Origin of the sequence: Nocardia spumae, assembly GCF_020733635.1 — a bacterium.
Taxonomy (GTDB): Bacteria; Actinomycetota; Actinomycetes; order Mycobacteriales; family Mycobacteriaceae; genus Nocardia; species Nocardia spumae.
Genome location: NZ_JAJFZL010000001.1, coordinates 1790157 through 1810152, shown reverse-complemented (window position 1 = coordinate 1810152; position 19996 = coordinate 1790157). Strand labels below are relative to the sequence as shown.

At 68.9% G+C, this 19996-nt stretch carries 18 protein-coding genes; 8 read left to right on the top strand and 10 right to left on the bottom strand.

The features are described from left to right. Positions 1 to 37: 37 nt before the first annotated feature. The 4 genes from LKD76_RS07625 to LKD76_RS07610 all read left to right on the top strand — a co-directional run bounded on the left by LKD76_RS07625 (position 38) and on the right by LKD76_RS07610 (position 5116). Complete coding sequence (locus LKD76_RS07625) at positions 38 to 1573, top strand: phosphomannomutase/phosphoglucomutase (RefSeq protein ID WP_227980329.1); 1536 nt, start codon at positions 38 to 40, stop codon at positions 1571 to 1573. Positions 1574 to 1665: 92 nt separating this feature from the next. Then, the gene (locus tag LKD76_RS07620) at positions 1666 to 2865 is read left to right on the top strand and encodes a tobH protein (protein ID WP_227980328.1); all 1200 of its coding nucleotides are present in this window, start codon (positions 1666 to 1668) and stop codon (positions 2863 to 2865) included. After that, entirely contained in the window at positions 2865 to 4100 is a 1236-nt protein-coding gene (gene manA / locus LKD76_RS07615; protein ID WP_227980327.1) for a mannose-6-phosphate isomerase, class I, read from the top strand. Before LKD76_RS07620 ends, manA begins: the two co-directional genes overlap by 1 nt. Positions 4101 to 4192: 92 nt before the next feature. Continuing rightward, the gene (locus LKD76_RS07610; RefSeq protein ID WP_227980326.1) at positions 4193 to 5116 is read left to right on the top strand and encodes a cation diffusion facilitator family transporter; all 924 of its coding nucleotides are present in this window, start codon (positions 4193 to 4195) and stop codon (positions 5114 to 5116) included. 31 nt (positions 5117 to 5147) lie between these two features. Here the strand turns inward: LKD76_RS07610 and LKD76_RS07605 are convergent, their stop codons facing one another. Together LKD76_RS07605 and LKD76_RS07600 are read right to left on the bottom strand one after the other, a co-directional pair. After that, positions 5148 to 6596, bottom strand: coding sequence for a phytoene desaturase family protein (locus LKD76_RS07605; RefSeq protein WP_227980325.1), 1449 nt, complete (start codon positions 6594 to 6596; stop codon positions 5148 to 5150). 24 nt (positions 6597 to 6620) lie between these two features. Continuing rightward, positions 6621 to 7202: a TetR/AcrR family transcriptional regulator gene (locus LKD76_RS07600; RefSeq protein WP_227980324.1), complete on the bottom strand. Its 582-nt coding sequence runs from the start codon at positions 7200 to 7202 to the stop codon at positions 6621 to 6623. Positions 7203 to 7292: 90 nt separating this feature from the next. On the opposite strand from LKD76_RS07600, the gene LKD76_RS07595 reads away from it, so the two are divergent. After that, positions 7293 to 7712 (top strand): DUF4267 domain-containing protein, encoded by a 420-nt coding sequence (locus LKD76_RS07595; protein WP_227980323.1) that lies wholly within the window; start codon positions 7293 to 7295, stop codon positions 7710 to 7712. Between the two features lie 65 nt (positions 7713 to 7777). Here LKD76_RS07595 and manB read toward each other — a convergent pair whose 3' ends face one another. The 3 genes from manB to rfbD form a co-directional block, all read right to left on the bottom strand. Next, positions 7778 to 8878, bottom strand: a complete 1101-nt coding sequence (manB, locus tag LKD76_RS07590) for a mannose-1-phosphate guanylyltransferase (protein WP_372465761.1) — start codon at positions 8876 to 8878, stop codon at positions 7778 to 7780. Positions 8879 to 8904: 26 nt separating this feature from the next. After that, positions 8905 to 9816 carry a glycosyltransferase family 2 protein gene (locus LKD76_RS07585; protein ID WP_308188510.1) on the bottom strand — a complete coding sequence of 304 codons (912 nt, stop codon included), beginning with the start codon at positions 9814 to 9816 and terminating at the stop codon, positions 8905 to 8907. Positions 9817 to 9894: 78 nt separating this feature from the next. Further along, positions 9895 to 10746 (bottom strand): dTDP-4-dehydrorhamnose reductase, encoded by an 852-nt coding sequence (gene rfbD, locus LKD76_RS07580; protein ID WP_227980321.1) that lies wholly within the window; start codon positions 10744 to 10746, stop codon positions 9895 to 9897. Between the two features lie 280 nt (positions 10747 to 11026). Between rfbD and LKD76_RS07575 the strand changes: the two genes are divergently transcribed. The 3 genes from LKD76_RS07575 (at position 11027) to LKD76_RS07565 (ending at position 14624) form a co-directional block, all read left to right on the top strand. Next, entirely contained in the window at positions 11027 to 12517 is a 1491-nt protein-coding gene (locus LKD76_RS07575) for an LCP family protein (RefSeq protein ID WP_443678166.1), read from the top strand. After that, entirely contained in the window at positions 12505 to 13221 is a 717-nt protein-coding gene (locus tag LKD76_RS07570) for a TIGR03089 family protein (RefSeq protein WP_227980320.1), read from the top strand. Before LKD76_RS07575 ends, LKD76_RS07570 begins: the two co-directional genes overlap by 13 nt. A 104-nt stretch (positions 13222 to 13325) precedes the next feature. Continuing rightward, positions 13326 to 14624, top strand: coding sequence for a cytochrome P450 (locus LKD76_RS07565; protein WP_227985139.1), 1299 nt, complete (start codon positions 13326 to 13328; stop codon positions 14622 to 14624). 6 nt (positions 14625 to 14630) lie between these two features. On the opposite strand, the gene LKD76_RS07560 is transcribed toward LKD76_RS07565, so the two are convergent. The 5 genes from LKD76_RS07560 to LKD76_RS07540 form a co-directional block, all read right to left on the bottom strand. Next, positions 14631 to 16205, bottom strand: a complete 1575-nt coding sequence (locus LKD76_RS07560; RefSeq protein ID WP_227980319.1) for a carboxylesterase/lipase family protein — start codon at positions 16203 to 16205, stop codon at positions 14631 to 14633. A gap of 58 nt (positions 16206 to 16263) precedes the next feature. Next, entirely contained in the window at positions 16264 to 16536 is a 273-nt protein-coding gene (locus tag LKD76_RS07555; protein ID WP_227980318.1) for an Rdx family protein, read from the bottom strand. 145 nt (positions 16537 to 16681) lie between these two features. Then, positions 16682 to 17095, bottom strand: coding sequence for a YchJ family protein (locus tag LKD76_RS07550; protein ID WP_227980317.1), 414 nt, complete (start codon positions 17093 to 17095; stop codon positions 16682 to 16684). Positions 17096 to 17137: 42 nt separating this feature from the next. Then, positions 17138 to 17539 (bottom strand): hypothetical protein, encoded by a 402-nt coding sequence (locus LKD76_RS07545; RefSeq protein ID WP_227980316.1) that lies wholly within the window; start codon positions 17537 to 17539, stop codon positions 17138 to 17140. Beyond that, positions 17536 to 19944, bottom strand: a complete 2409-nt coding sequence (locus LKD76_RS07540; protein WP_227980315.1) for an AAA family ATPase — start codon at positions 19942 to 19944, stop codon at positions 17536 to 17538. Before LKD76_RS07540 ends, LKD76_RS07545 begins: the two co-directional genes overlap by 4 nt. Positions 19945 to 19996 lie beyond the last annotated feature (52 nt).

The following is a 19996-nucleotide window of genomic DNA, read 5'->3' as shown; positions in this document are numbered from 1 at the left end:
GCCCGATCGAGCTCCGCGTCCTATTAGGGTGTTGGTCATGACAGTCGCCCGGTCTGCCGAGTCCGTTCACGCAGTTGTCAAGGCATATGACGTTCGCGGGGTTGTCGGAGAGCAGATCGACGCGGCATTCGTCCGCGATGTCGGCGCGGCCTTCGCCCGCCTGATGCGCGACTCCGCCACCCGAATCGTGATCGGCCACGATATGCGGGAATCTTCCCCGGACCTGGCCGCCGCCTTCGCCGAGGGCGTGCTCGAGCAGGGTCTCGACGTGGTCCACATCGGGCTCGCCTCCACCGACCAGCTGTACTTCGCCTCGGGCCATCTCGAGTGCCCGGGCGCTATGTTCACGGCGAGCCACAATCCCGCGCGCTACAACGGCATCAAGCTGTGCCGGGCCAACGCACTGCCGGTCGGTCAGGACACCGGACTGGCGACCATCTCGAACGAACTGATCGACGGCGTGCCCGCCGGACCGGGTCCGCGCGGTACCGCCACCGAAGTCGACCTGCTCGAGGCATACGCCGAATTCCTGCGCGGGCTCGTCGATCTCGGCGGGATCCGACCGTTGAAGGTCGCGGTCGACGCCGGCAACGGAATGGGTGGCCACACGGTGCCCGCCGTCCTCGGCGCGGTGCCGCAGTTGACGATCGCCCCGCTGTATTTCGAACTCGACGGCTCGTTCCCCAATCACGAGGCCAACCCGCTGGATCCGAAGAACCTCGTCGATCTGCAGAAGTACGTGCGCGAGACCGGCGCCGACATCGGCCTGGCATTCGACGGTGACGCCGATCGCTGCTTCGTCGTCGACGAGCGTGGCGAACCGGTCTCCCCGTCCGCGGTCACCGCGCTGGTGGCCGAGCGTGAACTAGCCAAGGAACCGGGCGCCACCATCATCCACAACCTGATCACCTCCCAGGCGGTACCGGAATTGGTCACCGAACTGGGCGGTACCCCGGTGCGCACCCGGGTCGGGCATTCGTTCATCAAGCAGCAGATGGCCTCGACCGGCGCCATCTTCGGCGGTGAGCATTCGGCCCATTACTACTTCCGCGACTTCTGGGGCGCCGACTCCGGTATGCTCGCGGCTCTGCATGTGCTCGCCGCGCTCGGTGGGAGCGACGGGGACGAAGGCGGCAGCTCGCGTAACCACGAAGGCCCCCGCGGACACCGCGTCGAACACAGTGGGAGCGACGGGGACGAAGGCGGCAGCTCGCGTAACCACGAAGGCCCCCGCGGACACCGCGTCGAACACAGTGGGAGCGACGGGGACGGCGAGAAGTCCCGCACCATGTCCGAGCTCGCGTCCTCGTACTCGACCTATGCGGCGTCGGGAGAGATCAACTCCACAGTGGCGGATGCGCAGGAGCGGACCATGGCGGTCGTCACCGCGTTCGAGGACCGCGCCCGATCGGTGGACCGGCTCGACGGTGTGACCGTGCGGCTGCCCGGCCAGGCATGGTTCAATCTGCGCGCATCCAATACCGAACCGCTGCTGCGACTCAACGTCGAGGCTCGTTCGCAGGAGGAAGTAGACGCACTCGTGACCGAGATTCTGAGCATCGTGCGCGGCTGACTGGAATAGTGGAATCACAGGGCTTGGATTCACCCGGGGACAACGACATCACCCGGCGTGGTGACCCGATTGAGGGGAGGTGGCAACGCCCGATGATCGCAGGGACACCCGTACTCGACCTCGATGACGTCGCCTCGTTGGAGGCCGCGGATTCCGGGGGAATCTTACGTTCGGCAGCACTGGGTGGCGCGCAGGTGCGTGCCACCGCGGCAGCTGTCGCCGAGGGCGCGCTCACGCGCCTGGACGGACTGCGTCCACGCAGTCTGGTGCTGGTCTCCGGCACCGGGCGCGCGGTGCGCGCGGCCACACTGCTGCAGGCGGCACTCGGCGACCGCGCTGGTCTGCCCGTCATCTCTACCACCACCATTCCCCAGTGGGTGGGTTCGCTCGACGTGGTGATCGTCGCCGGCGACGACTCGGCCGATCCACGACTGACCGGCGCCGTCGATCGGGCGCTGCGCCGCGGCGCCGAGGTCGTGGTCGCCGCGCCGGACGAAGGTCCGATGCGGGCCGCCGCCGCCGGACGCGCCGCCATGGTGTCACCGCGGGTGCGGGTGCTCGACCACAACCGGATCATGCGTTTCCTCGCGGTCGGCATCGCGGTCCTGCACGCGATCGATCCCGTGCACATCGGCCCACTCGTCCCGAATCTCGACGAACTCGCCGATGTCCTCGATGCCGAGGCACTGCGCGACGGCCCGCACAACGAGGTCTTCCACAATCCGGCCAAGACTCTCGCCGCGCGGATGCGCGATCGCCGCCTGGTCCTGACCGGCGACTCACCCGCCGCGGCGATCGTCGCCCAGCACGGGGCCGAGGTGCTGCTGCAGACAGCCGGGCAGATCGCGTCCGCCGCCGATCTCACCGAGGCCGTCGCGGCCAATGCGCGGCTCGTCGAATCCGCGGAGACGACGGCGCCGGGCTACGATCCGCTGTTCCACGACGAGCAGCTCGACGGACCGCCACCGGTCGATCGCGCCCGGGTCTTCGTGCTGAGCGCCGATGCCGATCAGGTCGCCGCGCGGCGGCGGCTGGGCGTCTTCGGCGCGGGTGGTGGAATCGTCGACGCCGACCTGGTGAATGTCGATGTGGACCTGATGCGTTCGGAGGCGAGCGTGCCGCGTGACGCCGGAGCGGGCGAACCCCAGCCACCGGCCGCCGGACGCGGCAGCGAACTCGAGCAATTGGCGGTGCTGGTGCTGCGGCTCGAGATGGCCGCCGCCTATCTGCGGCTCCTGGGTAGCCCGGCCGCCGCGAGCCGACCCGCCCACTACGACGGGGGCCACTACTAGTGCACGAACTCGTTGGTGCGTTGCGTTCCTACGCCTGGGGATCACGCACCGCCCTCGCTCAGCTGTGCGGTCGGGAGGTCCCCTCGGCCCATCCGGAGGCCGAACTGTGGTTCGGCGCCCACCCCGCCGATCCGGCGCAGGTCCGCACCGATGGCGTGACCCGGTCACTGCTGGAGGTGCTCGAGGCCGATCCCACCGGGGAATTGGGTTCGGTCGCACCGGCATTCGGCGGACGGCTGCCCTTCCTGGTGAAGATCCTCGCCGCCGAGGAGCCGCTGTCGCTGCAGGCGCATCCCAGCGCCGATCAGGCCCGGTACGGATTCGAGCGGGAGAACCACCACCGGGTGCCGCTGGATTCGCCGATGCGCAACTACCGCGACGACAGTCACAAGCCCGAACTGGTGGTGGCGCTGGACCGGTTCGAGGCGCTCGCCGGATTCCGCGATCCGCTGCGCACCGTCGAACTGCTCAGTTCACTGGCCGTGCCCGAGCTGGTGCAGTACACCGAACTACTTGCCGCGCAGCCCGATTCGGGTGGTCTGCGCACCCTGTTCACCACCTGGATCACGCTGCCGCAGGCGATGCTGGCCACCCTGCTGCCGAAGGTGCTCGACGGCTGTGTGCGCTATCTCAAACAGGGCGACCCCACCGATTCCCCCCGGCAGAACAAGGAATTCGCGGCCGAGGTGCAGACCACGCTCGAACTCGCCGAGGCCTATCCGGGCGATGCGGGAGTGCTGGCCGCGCTGCTGCTGAACCGGGTGACACTCGAACCCGGTCAGGGCTTGTTCCTGGCCGCCGGCAGTCTGCACGCCTATCTGCGCGGTATGGGTGTGGAGATCATGGCCAACTCCGACAACGTCCTGCGCGGCGGGCTCACGCCCAAACATGTCGACGTACCCGAGTTGCTGCGGGTGCTGGACTTCGAGCCGCTGCGGCTGCCGATCATCGAGCCCGAACCCGTCGGCCGGGAGTCGTTCCGGTACCGCACGCCCGCGGCGGAGTTCGCGCTGCGCCGCTTCGAACTGACCGAAGGCGAAGGACCCATGGACATTCCGCGGAGCGGGCCGGGCATCCTGCTGATCACGGCCGGGCGGGTGCGGCTGACGCAGCACGGTGACGCCCTGCCGATCACCGCGGGCAGCGCGGCGTGGGTCTCGGCGACCGATACCGATATCCGGGCCGAGGCCATCGGCGGGCCCGCCCAGCTGTTCTGCGCCTGTGTGGGTGAGTGAGCCGTCGACCCGGTCGGCGGGGCTAGTAGATTAATCCAACAAATCGGACATCTACCGGCGAGCGCCGGGAACGAAAGGACCGGGGCAACACCATGTCTGCAGGTGGCGGCAAGAAGGCGATCTTCGCGGCGTTGACCGCTAACGCCGGTATCGCGGTGGCGAAATTCGTCGGTGCGGCGATTACCGGCTCGGGTTCGATGCTCGCCGAGGCGGTGCACTCGGTGGCGGATACGGGTAATCAGGGTCTGCTGCTGCTCGGCCAGAAGCGCGCCGAACAGGAAGCCGACGAACTACATCCGTTCGGATACGGGCGTAACCGCTACTTCTACTCCTTCGTCGTCGCGCTGGTGCTGTTCTCCCTGGGTTCGATGTACGCGATCTACGAGGGTGTGCACAAGATCCAGCATCCCGAGGAGCTGACCTCGCCGGTCGTCGCGATCGTCATCCTCGCGATCGCCGCGGCGCTGGAGGGATTCAGCTTCCGCACCGCCATGCGGGAGTCCGCGCCGCTGCGCGAGGGCGCCAGCTGGTGGCGATTCATCCGCAATTCGCGCAGTCCCGAACTGCCGGTGGTACTGCTCGAGGACACCGGTGCGCTGATCGGTCTGCTGATGGCGCTGGTCGCGGTGATCCTCACGGTGCTGACCGACAATCCGATCTGGGACGGTATCGGCACCCTCGGCATCGGCGCCCTGCTCGGAGCCATCGCGGTGGTCCTGATCGTGGAGATGAAGAGCCTGCTCATCGGTGAGGGTGCCACGCCCGCGGAGAACGAGGCGATCCGCGCGAATCTGGTCGACGGCAGCCGGATCGACCGGGTGATCCATCTGCGCACCGAATATCTCGGCCCCGACGAGATGCTGGTCGCGGCGAAGGTGGCGATCGCGCCGGGACTGGACATCGCCCAGATCGCCACGGCCATCGACGAGGCCGAAGCGCGGGTGCGCACGGCGGTACCCGCCGCGCGGGTGATGTACATCGAACCCGACCTGTACCGGACCCAGCCGGTCCAGTAGGTCCCGCCGTTACCGGCCCGGACACGTCCGGTCAGCGTCCTCGCAACAAGGTGTACGGGTCGGTCCGGATACCGAATCGGTCGCGCAGCACGTGGGTCGCCGCGTGCAGACCGCACATACCGTGCACTCCCGGGCCGGGCGGTGTCGCCGCGGAACACAGGTAGACCCCCGACAGTGGTGTGCGGTACGGGTTCCAGCGCGGGGTGGGACGAAAGATCGTCTGCCACAGACTCATCGCGCCCGCGGCGATATCACCGCCGACGTAGTTGGCATTGTGGTCGGGCATGCGGGCGGCCGTGCGGACGTGTGTGTGTTCGATCAGATCGCGGAATCCGGGCGCGAAACGGTCGATCTGGGCGATGATCTCGGCGCTGACGTCACGATCGGATCCGTTCGGCACATGGGCGTAGGCGTAGAGCGTCCGGTGTCCCGCGGGGGCGCGGGAGTCGTCGACCACACCCGGCTGGATCACCAGCACATACGGCCGCGGCGCGTGCCGGCCCGCGGCGATCGTTCGTTCGGCGGCCACCGCTTCGGCCCGGGTGCCGACCACGTGCACCGTGCCCGCCGCCGCCAGCTCGGCGGCCCGCCAGGGCACCGGGCCCGACAGCGCGAAGTCCACCTTGCACGCCGCGGCGCCGAAGCGGTAGCGCTGCAGCCGATTCCGATATGCCCGCGGCAGCCGGGCAATCCGCAGCAGCTCGGTGGGTGCGGTATCGAGCAGGATCGCGCGGGCCGCGCCGAACTCGTCCAGCGAATCCACTCGATGCCCCGGATGTACGCGACCACCGTGCCGTCGGATATCCGCCATCATGGCATCGGCGATGGCCTGGCTGCCGCCGCGTGGGATAGGCCAGCCCTCGACGTGGGCGAGCGTACCCAACAGCAATGCCACCCCCGCCGCGGCGAACGCGCGCGGTGGCGTGATGGCGTGCGCGCTCACACCGGTGAACAGCGCCGCGGCCGGTTCGTCGCGAAACCGTAAGTCCCACATCGGCGTCGACTGCTCCAGCAGTCTGCGGCCGAATCGCACGGCGGTGGCCGGATCGCGGGGCGGATGACGCAGATCCGACATCGCCAGCTCGACCACCGCGTCCCACCGCCGAACCAGCGGCTCGAACAGTCCGCGCCACGCCGCACCGTCGCGCCCGAGCCCGTCCACGGTCCGGTCGAGGTCGCGCCAGGCCACAGCGGCCGCACCACCGTCGAGCGGATGGCCGTAGGAGATATCGGGGCGCAACAGTTCCACCCCGTGCGCGGCCAGGTCGAAGGCTCGGAAGAACGGGGAGGCCGACGCCATGGGGTGGGCGCCGGCGCACAGGTCGTGCTGAAAACCGGGCAGGGTCAATTCGGCCGTGCGACTGCCGCCACCGGCGGATTCGGCCGCCTCGAACACCGCGACCTCGAGGCCGGCGCGAGCGAGCACCACCGCGGCGGCCAAGCCGTTGGGTCCCGACCCGACCACCACCGCATCCGCCATGATCACCACTGTAGGTGGGCGGGCTCAGCGTGCTACCGGCTGCTTTCCCCAGCGCATCAGCACCTGCATCCGCTGTTCCCGCAGATCCGGACGCAGCCGCCCGCTGCGGTCCAGTGCCGCCAGACCGTGCAGCGCGCTCCAGTACACCTCGGCATAGGTCCCCAATTCCGATTCGGGCACCAGCGGGTGGAACACCGCCTCGAGTTCGGCGAACGCCGCGCGCAACGCTTCCGGAGCATCGGGGCCGAACGCCAGATCCGTGTCGAGGATGAACATCGCGTCGTAGAGCGCGGTGTTGTCGGCGGCGAAATCCAGGTAGGCGCGCGCGACGGCCTCCATCGCCGCCGCGGGATCGGCATGCTGCACGCGCGCGGCATGCAACACCTTCGCCAGCACCCCGCATCCCTCTTCGGCGACCGCGGAGACGATCGCGCGCTTACCGGAGAAGTGGCTGTAGAGCACGGGCTGGCTGTATTCGATCCGATCCGCCAGCCGACGCACGGTGACCGCATCCCAGCCATCGGATTCGGCCAGCTCACGGGCGCTGTCGATGATCGCCTGGCGGCGTTGAGCGCGATCGCGCTCCTTGCGTTCCTGAACCGTCATACCCAAATTCTAGCAACGCTAGACAAGGTAGCGATCGACGAGTTAGTCTTTACCGCATAAGTTAGCAACGCTAGATTTTGGAGCAGAACAATGACACGCACTCGCATCGCCACCGCCCTCGCCCTGCTCGGTGCGGCGTTCATCCTCTACATCGGGATCGGCTACGTCGTCACCCCGGATTCGATGGCGCAGGGGTTCGGGCTGCCGGCCTGGCCGCAGGGATCGAGTTCGGCGTTCATGACCCTGAAGGGAGTGCGCGATATCAGCGTCGGCGTGATGATCCTGGCACTACTGCTGACCCGGCAGCGCTTCGCGCTCGGCGTGGCACTACTGGCCACCGCGGTGACGCCGACCGGCGACATGCTGACCGTGCTGAACAACCACGGCTCGATCACCACCGCGCTCAGCGTGCACGGCGCGACCGCGCTGCTGGTCGTGCTCACCGGTCTGCTGCTGATCCGGGAACGGTCGGCGGTTGCGGAATCACCCGCGGTGCCCGCGACAGTGTAGAAACCGCGAAACCGGCGGGCCCCGTTGACAACAGGTCAGCGGGCCCGCCGGTTCCGGCTGGTGAACTATACGTCGGTGGAGAAGCGGATACCGCCGTCGGGCAGATCCACCCCCGGCCAGATACGCGCGCCGCGCAACAACTCGCAACGGGCACCGACACTGGCGCCGTCACCGATCACGGCATCGCGAACCAGGGCACGCGGACCGATGCGCGCGCCGAATCCGATGATCGAACGCTCGACCGTGGCCCCGGCCTCGACCCGGGCGCCGTCGAACAGCACCGCGCCGTCCAACCGCGCACCCGCGCCGACCTCCGCACCGCGGCCGACGACCGTACCACCGATCAGCAGCGCCCCCGGTGCGACTCCGGCGCCGGGATGCACCAGCGATTCTCCGCGCTGACCGGGCAGGGCCGGCGACGGCGCGATACCGCGCACCAGATCCGCGGAACCACGGACGAAATCCTCCGGCGTGCCCATATCGCGCCAGTAGGAGATATCCACATGGCCCTGGATGTGGGCGCCCTCGGCCAGCAGCGACGGGAACACCTCACGCTCGACCGAGACCGGGCGACCGGACGGGATCTTCTCGATATAGGCCCGGCGGAAGACGTAGCAGCCGGCGTTGATCTGATCGGTCGGCGGATCCTGGGTCTTCTCCAGGAAGGCGGTCACCCGGCCGTTCTCGTCGGTCGGCACACAGCCGAAGGCACGCGGATCGCTGACCCGGACCAGATGCAGCGTCACATCGGCGCGACTGGAGGCATGCGTGTCGAGTACCGCGCCCAGATCGGCGCCGCCCAGTACGTCACCGTTGAACACCATCACGTTGTCGGCGCGCAACTTGGGCAGCACGTTGCGGATACCACCACCGGTGCCGAGCGGCTCGGTCTCGGTGACGTACTCGATCTCCAGGCCCATATCGGCGCCGTCGCCGAAATGCTCCTCGAAAACCTCCGCGCGGAAGGAGGTCCCCAGCACCACATGGCTGATGCCGGCATCGGCGATCCGGGCCAGTAGGTGGTGCAGGAACGGCAGACCGGCAACCGGCAACATCGGCTTCGGCGCCGACAGTGTCAGCGGACGCAGCCGGGTGCCCTGGCCGCCGACCAGGATCACGGCATCAGTTGCGGTGTCCACACCCGCTCCTTCCCGAATATCCGGCATCAGTCTTCCTCTGTTCGATCCAGGCGCTACTGGTGCGCGCTCCGGTCGCGCTCGCGCAGCGCAGATCGAACCGCAAGTTTGCAGCGAATCGCAAGTCCGGCGCGCAGCGCCCACCGCAACGGTGCCTGCCACCAGTGCGGATGGCGATCGGCCTGGAAACGATAGGCGGACGCGTGGTGGGCGGGCAACATGGTCTCCGGATGCCGTCCGGCCGCATGTCCCTTGGCGTGGGTGACCTCGGCGGTGGGCACGAAGACGTTGTGCCAGCCGGCCTTGCCCATCCGGTCGCCGAAGTCGACGTCCTCCATGTACATGAAGTAGCGGGAATCGAAGCCGTCGATGCTGTCGAAGGCCTCGCGCCGGACCAGCAGGCACGATCCGGACAGCCAGCCCACCGTGCGCTCGGCGATCTCCTCGTTCTCCTGCCGATAACGCCGCGTCCACGGATTGCCCGGCCACACCGTGCCGAGGACCGCGTGACCGGCGCCGTCGAGAAGACCGGGCACCCGCCGCGCCGACGGATAGATGCTGCCGTCGGGTTCGTGGATCAGCGGGCCCAGCGCCCCGGCGCGGGGCCACCGCCGCGCCGCCGCGAGCAGTTGATCGATGGCATCGGTGCTCCAGCGCACATCCGGATTGGCGATGACGATGTACTCGATCTCCGGATCGACCTCGGCCACCGCGCGATTCACCGCGCCGCCGTAGCCGATATTGCCGCCGGTGTGCAGCAGCGTGACATGTTCGTTGGATTCGGCGGCCAGCTCGGGGGAACCGTCGGTCGAGCCGTTATCGGCCAGGATCACCTGCGGCTTCTCATTGGTCGCAGCGGCCAGCGTGCTGATGAAATGGTCGAGATGCTCGCCCGGCGAATAGGTCACGGTGACCACCGCCAGCTGGGGAGTACGGTCCGCGGAGGGGGCTGAATCCGAAGCGCTCACGGGGGTTCACCCTAACTGGTCGGAGCCCGGTTGGCGGCAGCGAGCGTCGGGTTCCCGGCGGCACCGACCACCTGCCGGCTAATCGACCAGCCGCGCGAGCGCGTCCGAGAGCGCGGAACGCCAGTCGCGCAGCGGAGTCAGGCCGGCCTCCTTCCAGGCGCGATCCGACAGCACCGAATAGGCCGGGCGCCGTGCGGGTCTCGGAAAATCGGCGGTCGTGCACGGGCGCACCCGTTCGGGATCCTCACCCAGTTGAGCGAAGACCGCGCGGGCCACCTCGAACCAGCTCGCCACACCCGCGTTGGTGGCGTGCAGGATGCGTGACTTCGGCTCCCGGGCAACGACTTCCAGCACCGCGTCGGCGAGGTCGGGCGCGTAGGTGGGCGAGCCGATCTGATCGTCGACCACCGATACCGGATCGTCCCCTGCCGCCAACCGGCGCATGGTCGCGACGAAATCACCGTGGTCGCCGGTGTACACCCAGGCCGTGCGCACGATCGTCGCATCCGGATGGGACTGCGATACCGCCTGTTCACCGGCCAGTTTGGTACGTCCGTAGACCGAGGTCGGGGCGGTCGGGTCATCCGGTTCGTAGGGACGGTCCGCGGTGCCGTCGAAGACGTAGTCGGTGGAGATGTGGATCAGCCGCGCCCCCGCTTCCCGGCAGCCGGCGGCCAGGACACCGGGCCCGGTGGCATTACCGGCGAAGGCCGCGTCGGGGTCGGACTCGGCGGCATCGACCGCGGTGTAGGCGGCGCAGTTGATCACGACATCGCCGGGACGCAGGGCCGCGCGCACCGCGCCGGGGTCGGTGATATCGAGATCGGCACGTCGCAGCATCACCGCCTCCGGTGCGCGGGAGGCCAGGGCGCGGCCGAGTTGCCCACCGGCGCCGACGACAACGATTCGGGACGGAGAAGCAAGGCTCACGCGGCAAGTCTGGCACGCCACGCCAACAGCGGTTCAGCGGTGCGGGCGGCCGGGTTGGATAGCCTCGGATTCGGGAACCCACACCTACGCCGCCGGTCGGGATGCGATATCCCTCGCGACGTAGTACACGCCCCGCCGGCACGGTCGGTGCGTGTCCGCGTGGCCCGGGTTCTCGAACGGGGGTCGATCGACAGTGGAGAAGGAAGACGAAGTGCCGCAGAACAGGAGGGCATCGTCACCGCGTCCGCGTGGTACCGGTGCACCACTGCCCGGCGGCCGTATCCCGCGTGCTCGTGGCGCGCGCCCGGCCGCGACGTCCGGGGTGAACCGGCCCGGACGGCTACTCGCCACCGCCGCCGCGGCCGTGGTGTTCATCGTCACCGGATTCGGCTGGCACAGTGTGGACAGCCTGATCTCGGGTATCGAGCGCATCGGCAACCTCGGGCTGGGCGGGGGCCACGACGGCGCGGTCGACATCCTGATGGTGGGTATCGACAGCAGGACCGACGCCCACGGCAATCCGCTCAGCGATCGAGAGCGGGCCATGCTGCACGCCGGTGACGAGGTCGGCACCAACACCGACACCATCGTGCTGGTCCGGGTACCCAACGACGGCCGCTCGGCCACGGCGATCTCGATCCCGCGGGATTCGTATGTCGATATTCCGGGCATCGGCAAAGGCAAGATCAACTCCGCCTACGGCGTCACCAAGGAGAACGCGCGCCAGAAGCTGGCGAATCAAGGACTGTCGGACTCCCAGGTAGAGGAGAAGTCCACCCAGGCGGGCCGGCAGGCGCTGATCAAGAGCGTCGCCGGTCTCACCGGCATCACCGTCGACCACTACGCCGAGGTCGGCCTGCTCGGATTCGTCCTGCTCACCGACGCCGTGGGCGGGGTCCAGGTGTGCCTGAACGATGCGGTGGACGAACCGCTGTCGGGTGCGGAGTTCCCGGCCGGGGAGCAACGGCTCGACGGTCAGCAAGCCCTGAGTTTCGTCCGTCAGCGGCACGATCTGCAGCGCGGGGATCTGGATCGGATCGTGCGCCAGCAGGTGTTCATGGCATCGCTGGTGAATCAGGCGTTGAACGCCCGGATCCTGGCCAATCCCGGTAAATTGCGTGAGCTCGGCGATGCCGTCGGCCGCACCATCGTGCTCGACGAGGACTGGGATGTGGTGGCGTTCATGCATCAGCTGCAGGACCTGTCGGGCGGGAAAGTGAATTTCGAAACCATCCCGGTGCAGGACCTCAACGGCAGCACCGCCGACGGCGAATCCGTGGTGAAGGTCGATCCGAAATCGGTCAGATCCTTCGTGGCGGCGGCAGTGGGTGGCCGGGCGGACGAGCAGCACAGCGACGATGCCACGGTGGCGCCGAGCTCGGTGAGCGCCGACGTCTACAACGCCGCCGGGACCGGGGGTCTGGCCGGGCAGGTGGCGCAGGCACTGACCGCCAAGGGCTTTCACACCGGGACCGTGGCCAACTGGGACGGTGCGCCGGTGCGCAGCAGCCGGGTCCTGGCGGCGTCGACCTCCGATCCCGGTGCGAAGGCCGTCGCCGAGGCGCTGGGCGGACTGACCGTGATCGCCGACCCCGGGGCGCAGGAGGGTGCGGTGCGGGTGGTCCTGGCCGATGACTACTCTGGTCCGGGCTCGGCGGCCGGCAGTCTGTTCGATCTGTCGGGAACCTCGTCGTCCTCGGGCACCCCGACACCGGTGCCGCCCGCGCCTCCCATCGACGCCGGCCAGAACGGACCGAAATGCGTGAACTGAACGACACTCTGACCGATGCCCTGCTCGGTCCGATCCTGGCGCGCGAACCCGCCGCACCACGGATCACCCACTACGACGACGGCACCGGCGCCCGGATCGAACTGTCCGGTCTGACCCTGGCCAACTGGGCGGCCAAGACCGCCAACATGATTCGCGACGAATTCGGCCTGGCCCCGGGGGCCCGGGTGTCGGTGCTGCTGCCCGCGCACTGGCAGACCGCGGCGGTCCTGCTGGGTTGCTGGTGGGCCGGCACCGAGGTGGTCCTGGCCCCCGACGCCGATGCCGAACTCGCCCTGGTATCGGCGGCCCGCATCGACGAGACCGGCGATATCGCGGAGGTGGCGGCCCTGTCGCTGGATCCGATGGGCCTGCCCGTCGCCGATCTGCCGGTCGGGATCACCGACTTCGCGACCTCGGTGCGCGGTCACGGTGACCAGTTCACCCCGTCGGGCGCGGGGCCCGCCCTCGACGGGGCCTCCGTCGCCGAGACCGTGGCCGCGGCGCGCGCTTCGGCCGAGCGCCAGGGATTCGGCGCGGGCGACCGGGTGCTGTCCACGACGCCGTGGGATACCGCCGCCCAGCTGATCGACGGCCTGCTCGCGGTGTACGCGGCCGGCGCCTCGCTGGTACAGGTCACCGCGCCGGACCCGGCGAAACTGGAACATCGGGTGGACATCGAGCGGGTGACGGCCCGCCGCGGCTGATCTCCTACCCCGGTATGGGGTGCGATCCACCCGCGGACCGTTTCCGGGCCGGCCCGGTCTCCGTACTGTGGAGACCGAGAACCGGACTACGAACGGGGATGGCGATGAAGCCGCAGCACTGGGTTCGATGGTTACTGGTACAGGGCACACCGCGGCTGGCCCTCAAGACCTACGCGCGTCGCGGCGAAACCCTGGCCCGACTGATGTCGAGCCCGGCCGCGGTGCGGGATCCGATACCGCTGCTGGAGTCGTTGCGCGCGCAGGGCCGGATCGTGCGTTCCCCGTTCGGCTGGGCGACCGCCGATCACGAACTGGTCCGGACCGTGCTGCGCGACAGCACCTTCGGCGTCGCGGCGGCCGAGGGTTTCGTGCCCGAACGGCTGCGCCCACTCGCGGATCGGGCGCAGTTGCCGCCCAATCCGGTGCAGCCGCCCTCGATGCTGGTGATCAATCCACCGGATCACACCCGGATGCGTAAGCCGGTGGCCTCGGCGTTCACTCCGCGCGCGATCGCCCGGCTGCGCGATCGCGTCGAATCGGTGACGGCGGAACTGCTCGACGCGCTGCCCTCCGGCGGTTCGGCGGATCTGGTGGCGGACTTCGCGGCGCAGGTGCCCATCGCGATCATCTCCGAGATGCTGGGCTTCCCCGATGCCGACCGCAGCCGCTTCCTGGCCTGGGGTGACGCCGTATCTCCGATGCTGGACATCGGTATCAGCTGGCGTACCACCCGCGACGCCTCGGCCGCCATCGTGGAGATGGACCGGTACCTCGACGCGCATATCGCGCGGCTACGGCGAGATCCGGGCGAGGACATCCTGTCCGGCCTGGTGGCCTCGGGGGATCTGGACGACCGCGAGTTGAAGGCCTCGGCCACTCTGCTGATGGGCGCCGGCTTCGAGACCACGGTCAACCTGATCAGCAACGGCGTCGTCCAGCTGGTGAACCATCGCGCACAGCTCGACCGGTTGCTCGCCGATCCGCAGTTGTGGCCCAACGCGATCGAGGAGATTCTGCGTTTCGACGCGCCGGTTCAGAACACCGGGCGCATCGCCGGGCGCGATGTCGAACTCGCGGGGACGCACGTGCGCAAGGGCAGTACCGTCGTCGTCTCACTGGCCGGAGCCAATCGCGATCCGAAGGTGTTCACCGATCCGCACACGTTCGACGTCACCCGCGCCAACGCGAAGGATCATCTGACCTTCTCCAGCGGTATTCACGTCTGCCTGGGCGCCAGCCTGGCCCGGATGGAGGGCACCTACGCGCTGCAGTCGCTGTTCGAACGGTTCCCGAATCTGGTGCTGGCCGGGGTTCCGGAACGCCGTCCACTGTTCACACTGCACGGTTACAGCCGCCTGCCGGTACTGCTCGGGCAGCGCGCCGAACAGCACAGCAGCGTGTGAGCCGGCTCAGCTGAAGCCGACCGCCTCATCACCCCAGGCGGTGTGCAGATCGTGATCGGGGTCGTCGACGACACGATCGGAGGCGTCGACGACCAGTGTGGTGCGGGTGGATTCGCGGTACGGCGGCCAGTGCTTGGAACCGTCCAGCGCCGCCGGGACGCCGTGCTCGGCGAAGGCCAGCCAGCGCCGCATCATCCGGCCCGACACCTCCATCGCGACCTTGCGCCCGCCCAGCCAGAAGGTCGGATCGTGGTCGAAGGAACCGAAATTGCCGAAGATGTACGGCAATTCGGTGGCGTGACCGGCGCCGACCCGGGCCGCCTTGAGCATCGGCGTGGCCTGGTCGAAACGGTACATCCAGGTGCGGCTGTGGCGAGAGTGCGCATCGGCCACCCAGTGCGCCGGCATCCGGAACGCGGCGTCGGTGGACATCGCCAGCGCACCCCGCGTCTTGGCCAGATCCGGGTAGGCGGAGGTGATCTCGGCGATGCGCTCGTGCGACAGCCCGGGATGTTCTCCCGCGACGGCGTTGAGCATCGCGTTCACCGCATCGGGGGTGACCGGCATGATCGGTGACCGGAACAGCCGGAACAGGGAGGCCTCGTCCTTGTTGGTGCCGATGATCAGCGGTACCCGATGCGATCGCCCCTGCTGGAAGCGATCGGTCGGATAGGTCGGGAGGATGTCGCCGTCGACCACCGGGGCGGCGGCGAGGCGTCCGGGCGACTGCAGCGGCACCTCGTCGAGCAGCACACCCGCCGCGTCCACGATCCGCTCGATCGGGCATTCCAGCAGTTCACCGGCACGCTCGGGCGGCAACTCCATCAGTTCCAGGAAACGGCTCGCGACTCCGGCGGCCCGATCGGGACCGAAGACGGTGGTGGCCGGCGGGCTCTGGGCGATCGCGCGGTGGAACAGACCGGCAGCGCGGGGCGAGGTCAGCAGTGCGGTGACGCATCCGGCACCGGAGGATTCGCCGAAGACGGTCACATTGCCCGGATCACCACCGAAGGCGGCGGCATTGTCGCGCACCCATTCCAGGGCCGCTATCTGATCGTGCAGACCGAGGTTCGGCACGAATTCGTCGCCGAGTGAGGACAGATCGAGGAAGCCCAGGGCACCCAGCCGGTAGTTGACGGCCACGAGAACCACATCACCGGCCTCCACCATCCGGCGACCGTCGTATATCGCCTGGGCCGCGGTACCGAGACAGTAGGCGCCGCCGTGCAGCCACACCATCACCGGACGGGGCTGTACCGGCTCGGCGGCCGGCGTCCACACATTGACCCACAGGCAGTCCTCGCCCATCCGCAGCCCGGAGTCCACAGGCACCATATCGCCCATGGTCTGCGGGGCGATCTCGCCGAATTCGGTGCAGTCGCGCACTCCCGACCAGGATGCGGGCGGCTGTGGACGCGCGAAGCGATGCGGGCCCGCCGGCGCCGCCGCGTAGGGGATACCGCGCCACGCGTGGACCGATCCCGCACGGAATCCGCGTACCGCTCCCCCGGTCGTGTGAGCGAGGGGACCATCACCGAGTGTGTCCTCAGCGGGGGTCGCCTCGAAGAATTGAGTGCTCATCTCGCACCTCCTCGTACTCCCTGTCACCGAGAGTACGTCCGAGATCATGCCGTCAGCGTCAGCCTCGGTCGATGTGGCCGAGGTCTCGATCGGGATCTATGCGGTCGCGCACACGCTGCTTGAGCCGGGCGATATCGGGAAAACCGCCGTCCGCCTTGCGCTCCCAGATCTGTTCACCATCCACCGTTACCCGGAAGACTCCGCCGGTGCCGGGGATCAATGCCACCTCGTCGAGGCCGGTGCCGAAGGTGTTGAGCAACTCCTGTGCCATCCACCCGGCTCGTAACAGCCACCGGCATTGCGTGCAATATTCGATCGCGATTCGCGCCATGGTGCGACCCTAATGAGCCGGCGACCGTGGCGATCGCGCAGCGCGCTTCGCGTAACCTACTGGCAACTCCTTCGCTATCTGTACTAATCGGAAATGTATGGCCGCCATAGTAGTGACCTACCACTAGCAACCACCCACGAGCCGATCACGATTCGATATCACCATCGACGTACAGCCACTGGCCGTTAACACGAGCAAACCTGCTGCATTCGGAGAGGACACCGCGCCGCCCGGCGATCCGGTAGATCGCGCGGAACTCGACCACCCCGGTGTCGTCGAACAGGCCGCCCGCTTCGGTGCCGAACACCTGGAGCGACACCCAGTGCTGGGCGGGATCGAGTGTCAGCCGCCGCGGCCGGGTGCCGGGGTGCCAGGACCGCAGCAGATAGTCGCGGTCACCGACCGCGAAGGCGGTGTATCGCGAACGCATCAGGGCCTCCGCGGTGGGTGCGGGAACGGTGCCGTCCAGGCGCGGGGCGCAGCATCGGGCGAAGGCTTCGCCACTGCCACAGGGACAACGATCGTCGCCGTCCGGTCGGGTCGGCGGGGTATCGGCCATCGTTCGATTATCGCCGGGCGGAATTCGCCGGCGACGACCGGTTCAGCGGCGACGGGTGAAAGCGGCCGGTACCTCCGCCGATTCGATCCGGTCGAGTTCCTCCACCAGCCGAGCCGTCTCGTCGTACCAGTCCCGCAGCTCGAGCACACTCGGCGCGGGTTCGGAATCGAGGTGGTGGCCCGCTCGTGACAGCACCGCCCACAGTCCCGCGACCCGACCGGCGAGTTCGGGACCGGCGCAGCTCTCCAGGGCCAGCAGTTGCGCGCGCATACTGCATCGGGCCAGCGGCGGGGCCACGCGCGCCCAGACCCGGTCGACCGATTGCTCCAGGGCGATGCGCAGAATCCAGACCGTGGCCCGCGACCACAATCCTCCGGCATCGGTCACGGTGCCGTCCAGGAGATCCGCGGCCGCCGCCAGCCGCTGCGCCACCGTCGGTCTCACGGATTCAGCCATGTCACGAAGCGCTTGGTCCCGGACACCAGATCACCCGACCGGCGCTGGATGCGAATATGGGCACCGGCGGCGGCGTCGCGAATCACGGCACGCGCCCAGGGCGCCTGCTGGTCGAGCAGTTCGTTGAGATCGTCGACCCGGTCCGGAACACCGAAAACGGCCAAAGAGACCGTCTCCCAGGTGGTTCGAGCCCGGTCGACTCGCTTCTGCACCTCTCGGTGGTCGATTCCGGCCGCCAGCAGGTCACGGCGAGCGCGAGCCAACGCGGCCGCCTCGATGGCCGAACGGCAGCAGGTGATCACGAGTTCGTTCGCGATCGGGCGGGGCAGCTGGCGGGTGCGCAGCAGGGCGCGCGCGTCGCTGAGATAGCGCCGCACCGGATCCTCGACCGCCCGCACCTCCACTCGCGATCGTTCCCGCCGCTGCACCTCGAGCACCGTGGCGTCCAACCGCAGCCGGCGCACCGCCTCGGCCAGCCGCTCGTCGTGGGTGAACACCACCACCTGACGCCCGCTGCGTGCCACCGCGGCCAGTACCCGGGCCAGTCCGTCCACCTTCGCCGGATCCATCGCCTGCACCGGATCGTCGATCATGACGAAGCCGAAGGGACTCTCGGCCACCGTGGCCCGGGGCAGGAACAACGCCAGCCCCAGCGCGTGCAGCTCGCCCTGACTCATCACCCCCAGCGCGGTGCCGTCGGAATCGTCGACGGTGACATCGAGCAGGACTTTGCGGCTGGCTCCGGCGTTGCCCTGCAGGCGAATCGCACCCAGATCCACATTGCTGCGCTGCCGCAATCCGCCCCAGATGCGTCGCGCGTGCTCGGCCAGTGGCGCCATGCGTTCGTCGCGCAGTCCGGCGGCCGCCGATTTCAGCCATTCCTCCGCGCGGCGCACCGTCCGCAATTCCGGATCGGCCGCGGCCACCTGGCGCGCGTCGTGCAACCAGGACGCGATACGCGGAACCAGCGGAGTCCACACCGCATCGATGCGATCGAGTTCCTTGGATACCGCATGCTGCAGCAAACCCAGCTCCGCCGCCAGGTCGGCATGGGTACCGCGCAGGCGCGCGGCCAGCGTGCCGGCGGCGTCGAGGTCGAGCAGCGCGGCCCAGTCCGCCCACGCCCGATCGGCCGGTCCCGGATCGATATTCGGCGCGGCGACCATCGAATCCAGCTCCGGCGGAACGGGTTCGATCAGCGACTGTGCCTCGGCTATCGCCTCGTCCAGGCTCCGGCGCGCCGCGGTGAGGGCGGTGGCGCGCCGGTCGGCGGCGGCGAGGCGGCGGGTGGTCTCCCGGCGCCAGGTGGCATCGAGGACACCGTGCCCGCAGACCGGGCAGTGGCATTCCTCGCCGGTCTCGGTGTGAGCGAGGGCCCGGCGCAGCAGATCCGCGACGCCCAGTTCGGACTCGAGATCACCGGTCGCGAGGGCGAGCAACCGCGCGGTGCCGCGCTCGACGGCCGTGGCCGCGGCGTCGACCTGCGCGGCGGCGGGGATGCGCAGTCGCGCGATGGCCTGCAGGGCGGCGACCCCGCCCGGATCGTGGCGCGCGCCCGCCAGTTCCCGGGCGATCACCTCCAGATCCGGAGTCGGGTTCCGCAACATGCCGGCGACGCGTTCGGCGCGATCGTCGGCGACGGTGATCAATTCGTCCAGCAGTGCCTGGCGCCCGTCCCGCGACTGTTTGGCCGCGCGCTCCAATTCGATTCGCCGCGTACGGGTTCGGTCCAGCGCGGCGCTGATGTCATCGAGTCCGAGCAAGCGGTGCAGAGCGTCGAACAGATCACTGGGGCGCCCGTCGACGACCGCGCCGAGTTCGCTGTAGGAGAGAAATGGGCGGTAGAGCTCCAGCGCACGAGCCCAGTCCTCGATCCGGAATTCACTGTCGGAACGATCGTTTCGGCGTCTGGCCCACCGGCCTTCGGACAACTCCTGCCCGTCGGCCCACTCCCGCACGACGGCATACTCGCCCACCGCCTCCGACACCAGCTCCACCGCGATGCGAGGTGCGCTGTCGCAGTGCATATTCCGCCAGCCCTCGCGCCAGACGGCCGACCGCCCCTCCCAGCGCCGGTTGACGCCGGTGAGCGCCAGTTCGGCCGCCTCGGCGAAACTCGACTTACCCGAACCGTTGCGGCCCACGACGAGTGTCAGCCCGGGACCGGGCGCGATCGGCAACACCGCCTCCGGGCCGATCCCGCGAAATCCGCGCACGCGCACGGCGCGCAGGAAGATCCCGGACTGCGGAGTGGTGTCGGCCGCGTCGGCCGCGTCTCCCAGGGCCGTGAGGACGGTGTGGGCGACATCGGGGCTCACCGACGAATCCGCGTGCAGGCGAGCGGAAACCAGCTCGCGCAGGCGCGATGCGGCTTCCCCCTGGCCTTGCCCCACGTCCCCTCCTGGCATTCACGCACGATTCCTCGTGGCGAACGCTACCGGAGAA